General features: G+C 35.8%; 14 protein-coding genes, 2 tRNA genes and 1 pseudogene. 7 read left to right on the forward strand and 10 right to left on the reverse strand.

Going from position 1 to position 15,921, the window contains the following annotated elements; all coding sequences use genetic code 11:
* Positions 1–15: 15 nt before the first annotated feature.
* A complete protein-coding gene (gene purD / locus HUB92_RS02230; protein ID WP_209473161.1) occupies positions 16–1,287 on the forward strand; it encodes a phosphoribosylamine--glycine ligase in 1,272 nt (423 codons plus the stop codon).
* A gap of 71 nt (positions 1,288–1,358) precedes the next feature.
* Here the strand turns inward: purD and HUB92_RS02235 are convergent, their stop codons facing one another.
* Complete coding sequence (locus tag HUB92_RS02235) at positions 1,359–2,321, reverse strand: IS481 family transposase (RefSeq protein ID WP_209473163.1); 963 nt, start codon at positions 2,319–2,321, stop codon at positions 1,359–1,361.
* 226 nt (positions 2,322–2,547) lie between these two features.
* Here HUB92_RS02235 and HUB92_RS02240 point away from each other — a divergent pair.
* From HUB92_RS02240 to gatC, 4 genes are all read left to right on the forward strand, one after another.
* A protein-coding gene (locus HUB92_RS02240) for an IS5 family transposase (RefSeq protein WP_410543339.1) occupies positions 2,548–3,314 on the forward strand; the annotation gives its coding sequence in 2 pieces (ribosomal slippage) (positions 2,548–2,875 and positions 2,875–3,314; 768 coding nt in all).
* Between the two features lie 479 nt (positions 3,315–3,793).
* Positions 3,794–4,660, forward strand: a complete 867-nt coding sequence (locus tag HUB92_RS02245; RefSeq protein WP_209473165.1) for an ankyrin repeat domain-containing protein — start codon at positions 3,794–3,796, stop codon at positions 4,658–4,660.
* A gap of 303 nt (positions 4,661–4,963) precedes the next feature.
* The gene (locus tag HUB92_RS02250) at positions 4,964–5,890 is read left to right on the forward strand and encodes a ribose-phosphate diphosphokinase (RefSeq protein ID WP_209473167.1); all 927 of its coding nucleotides are present in this window, start codon (positions 4,964–4,966) and stop codon (positions 5,888–5,890) included.
* Positions 5,880–6,233, forward strand: a complete 354-nt coding sequence (gatC, locus tag HUB92_RS02255) for an Asp-tRNA(Asn)/Glu-tRNA(Gln) amidotransferase subunit GatC (protein WP_010962323.1) — start codon at positions 5,880–5,882, stop codon at positions 6,231–6,233. The genes HUB92_RS02250 and gatC overlap by 11 nt, the downstream gene beginning before the upstream one ends.
* Before the next feature lie 41 nt (positions 6,234–6,274).
* Here the strand turns inward: gatC and HUB92_RS02260 are convergent, their stop codons facing one another.
* From HUB92_RS02260 to HUB92_RS02285, 6 genes and pseudogenes are all read right to left on the reverse strand, one after another.
* On the reverse strand, positions 6,275–7,537 hold the full coding sequence (locus tag HUB92_RS02260) for a beta-propeller domain-containing protein (protein ID WP_209473168.1): 1,263 nt from the start codon (positions 7,535–7,537) through the stop codon (positions 6,275–6,277).
* Between the two features lie 5 nt (positions 7,538–7,542).
* Complete coding sequence (locus HUB92_RS02265) at positions 7,543–9,177, reverse strand: ribonuclease J (RefSeq protein ID WP_012673044.1); 1,635 nt, start codon at positions 9,175–9,177, stop codon at positions 7,543–7,545.
* Positions 9,178–9,385: 208 nt separating this feature from the next.
* Positions 9,386–10,504, reverse strand: a complete 1,119-nt coding sequence (dnaJ, locus tag HUB92_RS02270; protein ID WP_012673045.1) for a molecular chaperone DnaJ — start codon at positions 10,502–10,504, stop codon at positions 9,386–9,388.
* Between the two features lie 82 nt (positions 10,505–10,586).
* Positions 10,587–10,664 (reverse strand) — tRNA-Arg (locus tag HUB92_RS02275).
* A 381-nt stretch (positions 10,665–11,045) separates the two neighbouring features.
* The gene (locus HUB92_RS02280; protein ID WP_244663101.1) at positions 11,046–11,696 is read right to left on the reverse strand and encodes a hypothetical protein; all 651 of its coding nucleotides are present in this window, start codon (positions 11,694–11,696) and stop codon (positions 11,046–11,048) included.
* A 214-nt stretch (positions 11,697–11,910) separates the two neighbouring features.
* A pseudogene (locus HUB92_RS02285) lies at positions 11,911–12,192 on the reverse strand (Rpn/YhgA-type helix-turn-helix domain-containing protein); the annotation flags it as partial.
* Between the two features lie 66 nt (positions 12,193–12,258).
* Between HUB92_RS02285 and HUB92_RS02290 the strand changes: the two are divergent.
* Positions 12,259–13,227 carry an IS481 family transposase gene (locus HUB92_RS02290; RefSeq protein ID WP_209473170.1) on the forward strand — a complete coding sequence of 323 codons (969 nt, stop codon included), beginning with the start codon at positions 12,259–12,261 and terminating at the stop codon, positions 13,225–13,227.
* Here the strand turns inward: HUB92_RS02290 and HUB92_RS02295 are convergent.
* From HUB92_RS02295 to HUB92_RS02305, 3 genes are all read right to left on the reverse strand, one after another.
* Entirely contained in the window at positions 13,185–13,685 is a 501-nt protein-coding gene (locus tag HUB92_RS02295; protein ID WP_209473172.1) for a hypothetical protein, read from the reverse strand. The genes HUB92_RS02290 and HUB92_RS02295 overlap by 43 nt on opposite strands.
* 25 nt (positions 13,686–13,710) lie before the next feature.
* Positions 13,711–14,151 carry a hypothetical protein gene (locus tag HUB92_RS02300; RefSeq protein WP_209472845.1) on the reverse strand — a complete coding sequence of 147 codons (441 nt, stop codon included), beginning with the start codon at positions 14,149–14,151 and terminating at the stop codon, positions 13,711–13,713.
* 114 nt (positions 14,152–14,265) lie between these two features.
* A complete protein-coding gene (locus HUB92_RS02305) occupies positions 14,266–15,717 on the reverse strand; it encodes a replicative DNA helicase (RefSeq protein ID WP_015589094.1) in 1,452 nt (483 codons plus the stop codon).
* A gap of 114 nt (positions 15,718–15,831) precedes the next feature.
* Here HUB92_RS02305 and HUB92_RS02310 point away from each other — a divergent pair.
* Positions 15,832–15,914, forward strand: a tRNA-Leu gene (locus HUB92_RS02310).
* The last annotated feature ends 7 nt before the right edge of the window (positions 15,915–15,921 follow it).

The raw sequence follows: 15,921 nt of genomic DNA on the forward strand, positions 1-15,921 counted from the left end.
AGCGAGGAAATAAAGATGAAGGTTCTGGTTATAGGTTCTGGTGGGCGTGAGCACGCTCTACTTTGGGCTCTAAAAAAATCTCCTATCTTGACTGAGTTATATGTAACTCCTGGTCGCCAAGCTATGAAAGATCTTGGGGCTCTTGTGGATGTAAATATTCAAAATTCAGTGGATGTTACACAATTTTGCAAGAGAGAAAATATAGAGTTGGTTGTTATTGGTCCAGAACAACCAATAATTGATGGGCTTGCTGATGATTTAGTTGCAGAGGGAATAAATGTTTTTGCTCCAAGTCAAGCAACTGCAAAACTTGAGGGATCGAAGTCTTTCACCAAGGGACTATGTAAACGATATGGTATACCAACTGCCAAGTACGAGTGTTTTGTTGATGAAGGGTTAGCTAAAGATTTTGTACGTAGCAATAAAATAAAGTTTCCACTTGTAGTGAAAGCAAATGGAATTGCAGCAGGAAAAGGGGTGGTTATATGTAATACAGAAAGCGAAGCTTTTTCAGCAATAGATTCAATGCTAGTGGAGAAAAAATTTGGTGAATCAGGTGAAGAAATAATCATAGAAGAATTTTTAATTGGAGAAGAAGTAAGTTTTTTTGCTCTTATTGATGGGTTGAAAGTAGTAACTCTTGGGTGTGCAAAAGATTATAAGAGAGTTGATGAAAGTAATGAAAGCCAAAATACTGGAGGTATGGGGTCGTACTCATCACCTTCAATTATAAGTAAGGACATGGAGCAAAAAATTATCCAAAAAATAATATACCCTACAGCTCAAGCATTGGTTAACATGGGTACGTCTTATAAAGGAGTACTCTTTGCTGGTTTAATGATTTGCAAAGATAGCCCAAAACTTCTCGAGTATAACGTTAGATTCGGTGATCCAGAAACGCAATCTATATTACCTAGATTTGATTCAAATTGCGATTTGTTAAAATTGATGTTGTCAGTTGCAGAAGGAAAGTTAAATGTCAAAATGGTGGAACTTAACAACAAATCTACAGTTTGTGTAGTTGTTGCAAGTAAAGGCTATCCGGGTGATTATCAAAAGGGAGAAGTAATTAAAGGATTAGATAAGATTGAAAGCATTCCTGGTGTGTTGGTGTTTCATGCTGGTACTAAATTCGATGAAAGTGGTAACTTAGTTTCCGATGGCGGAAGAGTGCTAAATATAGTAGCAGAAGGGAGCACTATAGAGGAAGCCAAAAGTAAGGTGTACTCAGCATTAAATTTTTTAGAATGGCCAGGGGGCTTCTTCAGATACGATATCGGTAGTTAATGTTAGCTGTCGGTTAGCAGGTGGTTCACAGAAACGAAAAACTTCCTTGACAAACTCCGCCAGCCCCCTTATCATGAAACTGAAGCTATGTATGGTCCCAGAGTGTGATGGTGTGGATTTAGTATAAATAATTCTGGAGACTGTGTCCACTGATAACATATAAATTCATAAGGAGTAAGACCCTTAAGAGTTTTGAGTCTCTTTGCATAATTATAAGCCATAACAAAGTTATAAAGGTGTTCTTTAAGTTGCTGGTGCGATTGATAGTAATACTTCTTAACTGTAGCATCCTTTAAAGTTTTATTCATACGCTCGACTTGCCCATTCGTCCAAGGATGGCTAACTTTTGTCAAACGATGTTCAATAACATTCCCTTCGCAAACTCTATCAAATATATGTTGGAAAGCATACTTATGACGCTTCTGGTTTGTAAATTGTATACCGTTATCTGTCAAAATAGTATGGATTTTATACGGTAAAATTCTAATCAAATTACGTAAGAACTCAGCAGCTATGGGTTTTGTAGCACTGTTACGCAACTCAACATAGGTAAATTTGGATGTCCTATCAATAGCAACAAACAAATGTAATTTGCCCTCCTCAGTTCTAACTTCAGCAATATCAATATGAAAGTAACCGATAGGATATTGTTTGAATTTCTTTTTTGACTTAACTTCTCCATCAACAGTTGGTAATCTGCTAATGTTGTGTCTTTGTAAACAACGATGCAAGCTAGAGCGAGTCAAATGCGGAATTGTAGACTGCAGAGCGTAAAGGCAATCATCTAGTGGCAGTAGTGTATACTTGCGAAATGTAACTATTATAGCTTCCTCTTCTAGCGTTAAAACAGTCGATCTTGGACGCTTTGGACCCATATCAGCATCTTTCGTAAATGAACGTTTTCTCCACTTAATAATAGTTTTTGGATTAAGGTTATAATGCTTGGAGAGTTTTGCTATGCTCTCTTTTCTATTTTGTATTGCTCTACGAATCGTCTGTGTTGTTTTGGCGCACCCATGCAATATTTGTCCCATAACTCCTCCTTTGATGGTATTTTTTTTCTCATATTTTATCATACCATCACACTCTGGGACTGTACATCTCAGCAATGCTACTTTTTTTGCCTTCTATTTTTGATGCTAATTTTAAAATACTTTTTTCATCTTTCTCTTTCAATTTCGAATCGTTTACCTGAGAGCCTGTCTTGAAAAGAAATGAGAAAGAGAATATGATGAGATAAGTAAAAAATAGTAGGTAAAAATGTATCCAAGTGATATAAGTGACAAAGAATGGGAAATTTTGGAGCCAAGTGTTGCACAAGGTGCAGTAGGACGGCCAAGAAAGCACAATATTAGAACAATTATTAATGCAATAAGATACATAATGAAAGGTGGTTGCCAGTGGAGAATGCTGCCAAAAGATTTTCCGCCATGGAAAACGGTGTATGATTATTTTCTCAGGTGGCGTAATAGTGGCAAATTGGAAGAAATACACGATATGTTAGTAAAAAAGGTAAGAAAAATGGTTGGCAAAAATGAAATACCTTCGGTAGGAATAATTGACAGTCAATCAGTGAAAACCACTCAAAAAGGGGATCCAGAGGATATGATGCTGGCAAGAAAATAAAGGGTAGAAAACGTCACATCATTGTGGATACAATAGGCCTAATTATTACAGCTGATGTTCATAGTGCAGGCATTCAAGATCGTGATGGTGCTCTAAATCTTTTTACTCAAGCTAAACGAAAAGCTTCAACGCTACAAAGGTTTCTCGCTGATCAGGGATATATTGGTAAATTGCAAAATTACTGTTTATTGAAAACAGGATGTTTATTGACGATTACTAAAAAAGCAGCTGATGCTGTAGGATTTCAAGTTATTCCTAAACGGTGGATTGTTGAAAGAACTTTTGCTTGGCTTTCCAATTTTAGACGTATGAGCAAGGATTATGAGCATTCTCCTCTTACTTCAAAAACTAATATCTCCTTTAATATGATTACTATTATGCTTGCTAAATTAGCTGCTTAGTTCCTTTCAAGACAGGTTCTGATGAGTCATTTTTTTTCTCAAGGTCTTTCTTATTAAACTAAGCATAACATTTTCTCTCTTCGTGGTTATAATATTTGCTTTTATGAATCAGTTGTGTTGATAATGTATTAATTGCATAGTTCAGACATTGTTTTATAAAGCAAAATTTTAGTAGACCACCTTACAAGAACGTTTCTTGCTAATTCTGAATCCGAAAAAAGGACGCAGTAAAGTTATTTGTAAGGGAAGAATGAAACTTGTAGCTATAGCTAAACTGACTTACGATAATTTGAAAAACCGTCATCCCGCTGCTTGTTAGCGGGATCTAGAGATACCGCGGCGGTATGACGGTTCGCAGTGGTATGACGGTTCGCGGCGGGATGACGATAAGCTCGTCATCCCGCTACATTAATATTGTATTAATAAAAACTTAATAATAATCCTTAATAATATATGAACTAACATGTTTGCAATTTCGTATGACAGAGGAAACAAAAGATGGATATGCTTCCTTATACGTTGCAATTCAGGAAGGTAATATTGAAGCTGCAGAACTACTAATAAAATGTGGCACAAACGTCAATGATCATTATGAACGCAATCGTACGCCACTGCATATTGCCATGGGACGCAAACAATTAGAAATAGCAAAATTGCTGATAAAAAATGGAGCAAACGTTAATGCAAAAACTCAAAATCATGGTAAAGATGATCTAACACCAATGCACTTTGCAGTTTTTGCAAATACGCCAGAATTTATAGAATTACTAGCTAGCCATGGTGCATTGATTAATGAAAGAGAAAGTACCGAAGGGTATACTCCTCTTCACTTTGCTGCTTTATATGGGAACAAAAATATAATACAAGCCTTAATTGATAAGGGACAAGATATTGAAGATGTGGACAATAATGGGCGAACAGCTCTGTTTTTAGCTGCTAGGCAGTGCACTGAAGCAGAAGATGATAGCAGAATAGAAATTATCAAGTATTTGATAGACAAGCTCAAAGCAGATGTAACAAAGAAAGACAATAATAACAATGCAGTACTCTTTCCTGCCGCTAATAATTGCCCTGGAAAAGTGGTAGAATTCATCATTGAGCAATATATAAAAATCTTTGAGTTAGAGAATTTTATCAACCACAAAAATAATGATGGAATGGATGCTTTGGATATTGCGCTGAATAGTGGAAACGAGAAAGCTATTGAAGTATTAAGATCATATGGAGCAGATATCAAGAATAAGGTAGATGGTAGCATTCAAAAAATTACTGCAGAAAAACCAAGTAGTACCCTAGACAGAGCAGAAAGTGCAGAGGTAGCGCCTCCAATTAAGCAAAGAGTATAAAGCTTTTTATAAAGCGATTATAAATTTCAGTAAGTTGCAGAGGCTCTACAATGGGAAGTGTAGTATGTTAGCAGATACAAATGACTAGATAAATTATATTTCATTAAAGTCATTTATCTTGAAACATAAGCAGGATTTTGTATAGTTGTTTCAATTTGGGTCTGTATATTGAAACAACGCGTGAAAATGACAGGTCATTGTACAAGAGGTATCTAATTCACCGACAAGAATGCTAGATAAAGACACTTACATTTCAATTATTTCACAATTTCTGTATAATCTTAAAAACTCAATTAGTGCGTTATGAAGATAATAATAGGTAATGCTAGTAAGGAATTAGGGGAATCAGTAGTTAACCGGCTAGATGTTCAACCATCCTCTGCTTGGATATCAAAGTTTACCGATGGTGAGGTAAATGTAGAAGTAGCAAATGATCTATATAATCAAGAAGTATATATAATACAATCTCTTTCTCCCCCTGTGAATGATAATCTTATGGAGCTTCTGCTTATAATTGATGCAGTAAATAGATTAGGAGCCAAAAGGATAGTAGTAATTATCCCTTATTATGGATATAGCAGGCAAGATAGAATTATCAAGAACAATAATGTGCAGTCTGCTTTAAGTGCCAAATTAGTTGCAAATCTTATTCAAACTGCAGGTGCAAGTAGCGTTGCAGTTATTGATTTGCACTCAAGTCAAATTGAAGGATTCTTTGATGTACCGATAACTAATTTGAACTGCTTTGAAGCATTTGTTGACTCTATACACACGGAAAATTTGGCAATTGTTGCACCTGATGTTGGAGCAATTGGTAGAGCACGTGCTTTTGCAAAGACTTTAGAGGAAAAGTACAAGATAGGGTTAAGTGATAAGATTATTGTAGTAGATAAATATAGGGAGAAAGCAGGCACATCTCAAGTAATGAACATAATAGGAGAAGTTGCAAACAAAAATTGTGTCATTGTTGATGATATAGTTGACTCTGGTGGAACATTGTGTAATGCAGCTCTTGCTTTAAAAGGCCACGGAGCAAAGTCCGTAATTTCATGCATCACACATGGCGTGCTTTCAGGAAGTGCAGTTGAGAAAATCTCTTCCTCTTCTTTAGATAAATTAGTGATTACGGATACCATACTTCACAAATTTGAAAAAACTGGTAAAATAGAAGTTGTTTCGGTCGTAGATATTTTAACTCACTTTATCCAAGGAGGTAAAGATGCCAGCTAAGTCAACAGAAGACGTTATTACTTCACTAATAGAATTTGCAAATAAGAGAAAAATAACAATTACCAAAGAAGAAATGCTTAAAATTGCACAGCTTGTAAGGATTAAGTTATCAAATGACGAGATTGATCACTACTCCAAAGAACTGACAATGCTGGATTGGATACATGATACTTTATTGCAAGTTAATACTGAAGGTGTTTCTCCTATGCGTTATGGCAGCATAGACAAGGACATTCATGTACGCGATGATGTTATAAATTCTCAAAACATTAAAAAAGAGATATTGTCCAATACAAAACCTGAGCATGGGTATTTCGTAGTGCCAAAGGTTATAAGCAATTAAAGTAAAATAAGGCTCATATCAAATCTATAATAGATCTACTTTCAAAAATAAGACCAATCCGGTAAAGAAGCATTTGTGGGAGTGGAAACCATTTTTTGATTTTTCTTTACTAAGTCTACTAAATATAGTTTAGAGTTGCTTGGTGATTCTGTTCTTGTAAAAATGATTTCTCTACCATTTGGTAACCATGCCGGGGATTCAATTTTATGCCCCTCTGAAAGCAGACGTTCTTCTTTGCCATCTGGCTTCATAACTCCTATGTAAAATTTTCCTGACTGAATCTTTGTAAAAGCTATCAGATCTCCTTTTGGCGACCAAACAGGCGTAGCATATCTTCCACTTCCAAAACTAATTCTTTTAGGTTTTTTACTTTTGTTAGTAAAATCGATAACGTACAGTTGCTGACTCCCACTTATATCAGAACTAAAAGCCATATACTTTTGATCTGGAGAAAAAGAGGGAGAAGTGCTTATAGCTGAACCTTTAGTAATTTTTTTTGTTCGTTTACTACTTAAATCCAAAGATAATATATTCGTTTCACCACCCAATGAGTGGGAAATTAAAAGAGATTTACCATCGGGAGAAAATCTTGGTGCAGAAACAACTCCTTCAAATGCGCTGATTATTGATTCAGTGTTATCTTTTAAATTTTTTAATATTATATAACTTTTACCATTTGCGTACGAGATATAAACAATGCCCTTTCCATTTGGTGAGAATCTCGGTGTTGACACAAATCTATCGCCATTTGTTAAGTATTTTATATTACTTCCATCTTGATTCATCACAGCAATTTTACGCACAGATTTGTAGTTGCTATCTTTTTCTTCAGCGATATACGTGATTTTTGTGTTGAAGTGCCCTTTCTCACCAATTAATCTATCATGTATCACATCCGAAACGAGGTGACCAATTTTTCCCCAGTCTTTTGCTGGAAAAACAACTGACTGAGTAAGTAATTCTCTTTTTGTAAAAGCGTCAAATAAACGAAATGATAGCTCTAATGCACTACCAGATATTTCGCTTAAACTTACTGTGACTACAGTATCGCTTTTCCAAGATTTAGATTCAGCTTCCGCGCCACGTTTTACATTAAATAAGCCACAATTAGATAAATTTGTTCCTATTACCTTTGCAATATTTTCGCTTAATTCGCTTTCCAACGCTGTTTTACATGTACATTTAGATACAACAAGACCAATGTTACCAACACTGCTTTTTTTTATATCAACATATAAAGCAGCTTTTGTAAAATAAGGAATAAATAACGAAATAAATAACACCAGATGAACGAATAGCTTCATTCATTTCATACCTGTTCTATCTGAACCTCAATTATAGGCCTTTTTAGTAAATATTCCTTTAAGATACTCAATATTGAACTTTCAATCTTATTTTTAATTTTTTTTGTTGGCTGCAAACTAAACAACGACTCAACTTTCTTGACAATTTTCTGTATGGTAGCTGCATCTTCTAGCACTTCAAAAACACCAGGTACAAATACTTTTGGTTTAGCAAGCAATTTATTTTTCTTGTTTACAACTGCTGTTACCACAATAACTCCGGCATCTCTCATTCTTTTACGCATTTTTATAACACTGCTCTCCGGATGACGTAGCAACATACCATCAATACCAAAGTAGTCAACATCAATTGAATCAACCTTTTCTCCGTTCTCCAAATTAACAATATCACCTGGTGCAATCATTATTGCTTTTGCCACACCGCACTCTTTAGCAAATTTTACATGTGCATGCGTGTGAATATATTCGCCGTGAACTGGAATAGACATCTTCGGTTTTATTAAAGAATACATTTCCTTTAGCTCTTCTCTTGTTGGATGCCCAGAAGCATGAACATGCTCTGTTTTTTCAGTAATAACTTCTACCCCCATCTCAATAAAGGCATTGAGCATGTTGTGCGCACGAGTTTCATTTCCAGGAATGATTTTTGACGAAAAGATCATGGTATCACCTTGCTGCATTTTAAATGCTTGATGACTCTTAGCAGCAAGTCTTGCGGTAGCTGCCAGTGGCTCACCTTGACAACCTGTGCAAAGTAGCACCAGTTCTTCCCTTGGAAAATTTACTGCTTCCTTTGCTTCAAGAAACTGAGGAGAATCAGTTAAATAACCACTATCTTGCGCAACTTTCACTATTCTCCATAAAGATCTACCAAGTAAAACTACTTTTCTATTTAGTGCTTTTGCAGCTTGGCTTATCGTTTCAATTCGTGCCACATTTGAAGCGAATAGCGAAACAGCAACTAATTTTTTAGACCGCTTTATTATGTTATAAATATTATTATAAATTTCACCTTCTGACTCAGGGTGATGCTTGCTTAATATATTGGTTGAATCGCAAATTGCTGCAAGCAGGTCACCTTTATCGCCAATTTCTTTTAGACGCTCCATATTAGAAGTTAATCCAACAACAGGTTTTGGATCAAATTTCCAGTCTCCGGTATGGAGTGCACTACCCATTTCAGTGCTAATTAATATTGAATTTGCCTCAGGAATTGAATGAGTTACATTTATAAACTCGACGGTAAAAGGACCCAAATTTATGCTGCCATTTATGTCTACCTCTTTCACAGGCACTATACCTTCCAATCGAAATTCTTTTAGTTTCTCTTTAAGAAAATTAACCGTAAACTTTGTTGTATATATGGAGCACTGCAACTCTTCCCACAAGTGGGGCACTGCACCGCAGTGGTCCTCATGTGCATGTGTAATTATTATTCCAAGTAAATCTTTTTTTCTTTGAGCAATAAAATCTATATCAGCAATGAGCAGCTCAACACCTGGCATAGTTTCATCTGCAAAACCAACACCAAGGTCGATCATAATCCACTTACCTTGGTAATGATATAGGCTAACATTCATCCCGATTCTTCCTACTCCCCCAAGCGGAAGAAATAAAAACTCATTTTTGTTTATATTCATTAAATTTAAATTATTAAAACCTGAGAATAGCAAAACTTCGACCTTAAATAAAGAAATTTATTGCTTTTACATAGTTTTAAGGAACTAAGAAGTTTCTGTTGGCTAATAATAACACTATTGTTAAGTTTTCCATTAATAAGGTCAAAGAATTGCAGGATTAAATGAAAACCCGTAAACAGTTACCCCTTTATGTCATTTAGCAGATTTCTTATTTTTTTTTTACTTTACTAAAAAACCCTTCAGATTGCTGTTGTACACTTGCATTTTCCTCTTCTTCAAGCGCTTTTAATAGTTCAATTTGCTTTTTAGTTAAATTTTTTGGATTTAAAGTCTCAACTATTACCTGTACGTATAAATCACCACGAGCATGTGAGTTCATATATGGCATACCCTTTTCCCTACAACGTAGTTTGGTACCAGTTTGAGTGCCTTCAGGGACCTTTACTTTTATTTTAGCTCCATCAATTGATTGAATATCGATTTCACCACCAAGCACTGCTAGTGTCATTCTTATAGGCACTTTACAGTGTAAATCTGCTTTATTTCTAGCAAAGATTTTATGGAAAATTATTTTCACGTATACGTATAAATCTCCACTTTTTCCACCTTTTGTTCCAGCTTCTCCTTTACCACTTATCCTTACCTTAGCTCCTTCTTCTATGCCTTTTGGAATTGAAACGGATATATTTACTTCATCTCTTCTACGTCCACTTCCACCACATTTCTTACATTTGTTTTGTATTATTTCTCCTTCCCCATAGCATGTAGTACATGTTCTTTCGATGGTAAAAAAGCCTTGTTGAGTTCTAATCCTACCGCTTCCCTGGCATGTGTGGCACTGAACTGGTTTAATTGCTCCTTCGCCACCTGTGCCTTGGCATGTATCACATTTTACATTTGTCACATAATGTATAGGCGCTTGTATTCCTTTAAATGCATCTTCTAAGGTAATTTCAAGATCATAACGTAGGTCTGCTCCAGATACTCCTGTTGTACTTCTTTTTGCTCTCGATCTACTTGCACCACCACCGAATCCTCCACCAAAGAAGTCATTGAATATGTCGCTAAAATCTCCTGCAGAGCTAAAGCCTTGAAATCCACCAGAAGCACCTTCGTGGCCATAACGGTCATAGCCTGCCCTTTTCTCAGAGTCAGACAGAACTTCATATGCAGCTGTTACTTCTTTAAACTTTTCCTCTGCTTCTTGATTGCCAGGATTTCTATCAGGATGATATTTTAATGCTAATTTTTTATACGCTTTTTTTATCTCATCAATACTGGCATTTCTGCCTACTTCCAGCAGATCATAGTAGTCTTTTTTGCTCATATATAATAGTTTAGTGCTTAACCTTGAAAGATAGGTATTACATATATTAATTTCAAGTGTGACTTCTGTTTCCTATAAAATGTGGTGCACCCTGAGCGACTTGAACGCCCGACCTTTTGATCCGTAGTCAAATGCTCTAATCCAACTGAGCTAAGGGTGCTTTCACAAAGTTAACTTTAGCAGGTTTTGTAGCTTGATTCAATTAATTTGGCTAAAAATAAAACTGTTAATTTTTACCACGCATGAACCACTCACAATTCCCAGACTGCTGTTCCACATTAGGATTATTAAATTCACTATAAGAAGGAGAAGCGCTTTAAGGAAAGTAAGGAGGAGCGCTTGGAGTAGTATTAGGATATTGAGGAGAGTAAGGAGGTGGTGCGTCACGAGAAGAATCTCCATAACCATGCACTTGTTTAAGATAGCTATCTACCGCTCTTTCAGCTTTCTCGATATTTTCTGATTCTTCCTCATGCTTCATATGAAAAGCTAAACCACCAGCAAAACATACGAGAGAATTAACGCCAAGGATAGCTAAACCCTACACTGGTAAGACTGGGTAAACAGCACAAGCTACCAAAGCTGCCAAAGAAACAACGCCAACCGCAAATTCTATATTTCTGAACGTTTTAAATTTACTATCCAGGTAATCTATTTTTTCTTCTTTTCTAGCCACTTTTCTGCTGCTGTTATACCAAAAACACATACCAGCATGGAAAGCAACACACACAACTGCAGCTACTATACCCAAAGCTAATAGCTTTCTACTGTCTTCTGATTCTTTTTTATTCTCTTTTCTCCCTTGATGAGTGGTATTACCATTGTTAATATTCGTTATATTATTAACCGTAGTGTGACCACGTCCACCGAATAAAGAATCCATCCAGCATTGTAATAGCAAATAATCCCAAAAGTCTAAACCTCTATTGTGTACATGTATATGTGTAATCTGAGAGCCTGTAGGTTGTGCGTTATTCCCTGCGTTATATTGATCATTTCTGCTTCCTGTATCGTGCCTATTGCTTGAATTTGGATGTGTAAATTCTTCATACACATTTTTAAAATTCTCCTTGCTCCAAGTTAAATTCGGTGTATTATTACAATACTGTAGAAACCCTTCAATATTATTATTACCTAATTTCTTTATATAGGCTAACGCATACCTTTTTAAAACACTATCACTTGCTACCATAAATACCCTCTTAAGTTAAGATTAAATTAATAAATATTTATTATAACAAGATAACATCTACTTGTCAACTTGAGCCTGATTCAAGTATCCGTTCAGAGTGTGGCAGAAGGACTTATTCAAATAAAGTAGGTGGTAAAATATAAACATTTTATAAAGTGAAAAATGGACTTTTCAGACCACTGCCGAGCTAAAAAAGCCCTGAAAAACGTGATACTTAGGCCACTTCTTGCTTAAGCTGTACAATTTCAGCTTGAGAAAGGCCAGTGGATTCAGCTATTAAATTAACAGATACACCAGCTTTAAGTAAATTTTTTGCAACTTCGATTTTTCCTTTCTCTATACCTTCCTCAAGTTTGTATTCAAGAATGGCTTCTTCTTTCCGCAGATCCATTATTCTTTCTTCATATGCTACTAAATCTTTTTCATTCCAGCTAAACCTGTCTAATTCATCGTAGGCTAACTTTATTATTGGTGATTTTTCTGCTATATTCCTTAGATGTACAGTCCCAGAGTGTGATGGTATGATAAAATATGAGAAAAAAATACCATCAAAGGAGGAGTTATGGGACAAATATTGCATGGGTGCGCCAAAACAACACAGACGATTCGTAGAGCAATACAAAATAGAAAAGAGAGCATAGCAAAACTCTCCAAGCATTATAACCTTAATCCAAAAACTATTATTAAGTGGAGAAAACGTTCATTTACGAAAGATGCTGATATGGGTCCAAAGCGTCCAAGATCGACTGTTTTAACGCTAGAAGAGGAAGCTATAATAGTTACATTTCGCAAGTATACACTACTGCCACTAGATGATTGCCTTTACGCTCTGCAGTCTACAATTCCGCATTTGACTCGCTCTAGCTTGCATCGTTGTTTACAAAGACACAACATTAGCAGATTACCAACTGTTGATGGAGAAGTTAAGTCAAAAAAGAAATTCAAACAATATCCTATCGGTTACTTTCATATTGATATTGCTGAAGTTAGAACTGAGGAGGGCAAATTACATTTGTTTGTTGCTATTGATAGGACATCCAAATTTACCTATGTTGAGTTGCGTAACAGTGCTACAAAACCCATAGCTGCTGAGTTCTTACGTAATTTGATTAGAATTTTACCGTATAAAATCCATACTATTTTGACAGATAACGGTATACAATTTACAAACCAGAAGCGTCATAAGTATGCTTTCCAACATATATTTGATAGAGTTTGCGAAGGGAATGTTATTGAACATCGTTTGACAAAAGTTAGCCATCCTTGGACGAATGGGCAAGTCGAGCGTATGAATAAAACTTTAAAGGATGCTACAGTTAAGAAGTATTACTATCAATCGCACCAGCAACTTAAAGAACACCTTTATAACTTTGTTATGGCTTATAATTATGCAAAGAGACTCAAAACTCTTAAGGGTCTTACTCCTTATGAATTTATATGTTATCAGTGGACACAGTCTCCAGAATTATTTATACTAAATCCACACCATCACACTCTGGGACCATACATCTCAGAAAGACTCATTAAATAACTTTTAGCAGCATCAACATTTAAATGATCAGGTTGCTTAGGAACGTTATCAATATTTAAATAATCCAAACTATTAGCTCGTTGCTTTTGCTCACTGGAAAGAACCTCAAGATTTAAATAATCCAAACGAGTTAGTTCTTGCATGCTAGGTTTAGATCCATCTTCACGCTTAAACTGCTCTTCCGGACTAGAAACCTTAGTACCATAAATCCTACTGTACAAGCTGCTTCCAACGCTGTTAAGTGTTCCTCTTACAGATGCAATTGACGCATCATAAGTATTTTTCAAGCCACCTCCAATACCACTAAGTGTTCCTTTTGTAGACTCAGTTGATGGCACATAATTATCGTAAGCATATTTGCCAGAATACAAGACACCATTAACTGCTTCTTTTGCAAACCAAACAGCGCTATTAACTGTTCCTTTTGCAAGCTGAACAGTGCCATCAGCAATTGCCACTTTTAATTTGTCTTCTTCTATCTTTTTATTTTTTTTCAGCTAGTTGAGTTTTTTGCTCAGAACTTTTCTGCTTTTGAGTGCGTACTTGATCTTTTAACTTAGAATTTTCTTCCTCTTGAGCTTCTACTTTATTTTTTAACTTAGAATTTTCTTCCTCTTTAGCTTTTACTTCCGCTTCTTTTTTAGCTAGTTGAGTTTTCTGCCCAGAAATTGTTTGCTCTTGAGCTTTCATTTTATTTTTTAACTCAGAATTTGTTTTGTTCTCACTAATTGCTTTATACGAAAGTGCAATAGTTACAACAGAAAACACAGCATAACCAATAATAAATGGCAGGCCAACACTTAATGCTGCAACTGGAGCTAAGAAACCAATATAAGGAGCTGCAGCAAACACTCCCGATGCTAACAAAGTTGCAGTAGCCAGAGCACCAGCTATAAGATAGGGTACATTGTTTTTATTCATCATCTCACGTATTATAAAATATAATACCATTATAAAAGGATTTTTAAGAAGTTGTCAAGCTATCTTTACATAAAAAAAATAATTGATAAACTTGGGAACAAGAAGATTGCTGCCAAGCTATGAACTATGCCTTTCCGTGTAATCTTTAAATGCACCTCTGTTAGAGTCAAAATATAGCTTCACACTGCCAATTGGTCCATTTCTCTGCTTTGCAATAATGAGCTCTGCAATGTTTCTAATTTTTTCCATTTTCTCTTGCCATTCCCGATGTTTATTGTTTCCTTCATTTGGCTGTTTTCTTAGTTCATAATACTCTTCTCTATAGAGAAACATTACTATATCTGCGTCTTGCTCTATGCTCCCTGAATCACGTAAATCAGAAAGTTGTGGTTTTTTATCATCCCTCTGCTCAACAGAACGAGAGAGCTGAGATAGTGCAACAATGGGAATATTTAGCTCCTTTGCAATTGCTTTCAAACCCTGCGTCACTTCCGAGATTTCTTGCACTCTATTTTCATTACTCCTTTTTGTTGTTCCTCTGATTAGCTGCAAATAATCAATGAATACCACTTCTACATTATATAATTGATACAGCAAGCGTATTCTGGTGCGAAGGGCACTAATTGATAGCGCAGGGGTGTCATCTATGATGAAAGGCAGTTCAGATAATTCTGTACTAGTATTGATAAATTCATGCAATTCAAAATCACTAATTCTCCCGGTTAATGCCTTATAATAACTAATTCCTGAATCTATAGTGATCAGCCTTGCAGTTAATTGCTCTGCTGACATTTCAAGCGAGAAAAACGCTACATAGTGTTGCTTATCTGCTCTTTTTTGCAACATCTTACAAGCATTAAGTGCGATGTTTAGCGCCAATGCTGTTTTACCCATAGAAGGCCTTGCAGCTAAAATTAATAAATCAGATTTTTGTAGACCACCAAGAAGCTGATTTAGATCTTGAAGTCCGGTTGTAACGCCTAGCGCTTCTGGATTATTTTTCAGTGTGCTGATCTTCTCAACTACATCTTTAATTGAACTTGCAAGTTTTATATATGTTTTCTCACCTTGTTTTTTTACTGCCAAATTGAACAATTTTGTCATTGCTTGTTCAATTTGCGCCTGTGCAGGATTTTCAATATCGTAGTTGTAGCTATCACCAACTATTTCTTGCCCGAGCTTAATTAAACATCTCCTTAAGTAAGTATCACGGATTATTCTAGTCAAACTATAAATATCAAGTGCAATACTTGCCTTCGCTGCAAGCTTTGCTAAGTACTCTACTCCACCACACTCGGTAAATGCTTGGTCGTTTTCAAAAAACATTTTAAGGCTCAGTTCATTGGCAACTATGCCATGTTTTCTGGTTTTAGATATTTGCGTAAAAATACTTTGATGCAGTGGATCATAGAAATTTTCTGCTGTAATTGTGTCTTCAACTGCATCACAGATTCTATTATCACGAATCATTGCACCAATAAGCATCTGTTCAGCTTCTAAATTATGCGGTAATTTACATATTTCCTTGTCTACACTTCTTGAACTGAGGAGATTGGCTAATTCATTCATTTTAAGTTTTGAGAGTAACTGTTGATTATTGTAGAATATTTAGTCCTCATTTGAAAGATGTAAAGGCAAAAAAATTTGACTAATTCCGTGTTGCCTATAGCATTAAAACTTAATGCCCCTGTGGTGGAATGGTAGACACGGCAGACTCAAAATCTGTTGCTTGCAAAAGCATGCTGGTTCAAGTCCGGCCAGGGGCACGTTAAA

Origin of the sequence: Wolbachia endosymbiont of Wiebesia pumilae, assembly GCF_017869285.1 — a bacterium.
Classification (GTDB): Bacteria; Pseudomonadota; Alphaproteobacteria; order Rickettsiales; family Anaplasmataceae; genus Wolbachia; species Wolbachia pipientis.

What these genes read in the sequence shown, in the direction of transcription:
- dnaJ (WP_012673045.1), bottom strand. Translation starts at nt 10,504, where the DNA reads ATGAGCAAAAAAGACTACTATGATCTGCTGGAAGTAGGCAGAAATGCC.
- HUB92_RS02250 (WP_209473167.1), top strand. Translation starts at nt 4,964, where the DNA reads ATGAAGATAATAATAGGTAATGCTAGTAAGGAATTAGGGGAATCAGTA.
- HUB92_RS02280 (WP_244663101.1), bottom strand. Translation starts at nt 11,696, where the DNA reads ATGGTAGCAAGTGATAGTGTTTTAAAAAGGTATGCGTTAGCCTATATA.
- HUB92_RS02235 (WP_209473163.1), bottom strand. Translation starts at nt 2,321, where the DNA reads ATGGGACAAATATTGCATGGGTGCGCCAAAACAACACAGACGATTCGT.
- gatC (WP_010962323.1), top strand. Translation starts at nt 5,880, where the DNA reads ATGCCAGCTAAGTCAACAGAAGACGTTATTACTTCACTAATAGAATTT.
- purD (WP_209473161.1), top strand. Translation starts at nt 16, where the DNA reads ATGAAGGTTCTGGTTATAGGTTCTGGTGGGCGTGAGCACGCTCTACTT.
- HUB92_RS02245 (WP_209473165.1), top strand. Translation starts at nt 3,794, where the DNA reads ATGACAGAGGAAACAAAAGATGGATATGCTTCCTTATACGTTGCAATT.
- HUB92_RS02290 (WP_209473170.1), top strand. Translation starts at nt 12,259, where the DNA reads ATGGGACAAATATTGCATGGGTGCGCCAAAACAACACAGACGATTCGT.
- HUB92_RS02305 (WP_015589094.1), bottom strand. Translation starts at nt 15,717, where the DNA reads ATGAATGAATTAGCCAATCTCCTCAGTTCAAGAAGTGTAGACAAGGAA.
- HUB92_RS02265 (WP_012673044.1), bottom strand. Translation starts at nt 9,177, where the DNA reads ATGAATATAAACAAAAATGAGTTTTTATTTCTTCCGCTTGGGGGAGTA.
- HUB92_RS02260 (WP_209473168.1), bottom strand. Translation starts at nt 7,537, where the DNA reads ATGAAGCTATTCGTTCATCTGGTGTTATTTATTTCGTTATTTATTCCT.
- HUB92_RS02300 (WP_209472845.1), bottom strand. Translation starts at nt 14,151, where the DNA reads ATGATGAATAAAAACAATGTACCCTATCTTATAGCTGGTGCTCTGGCT.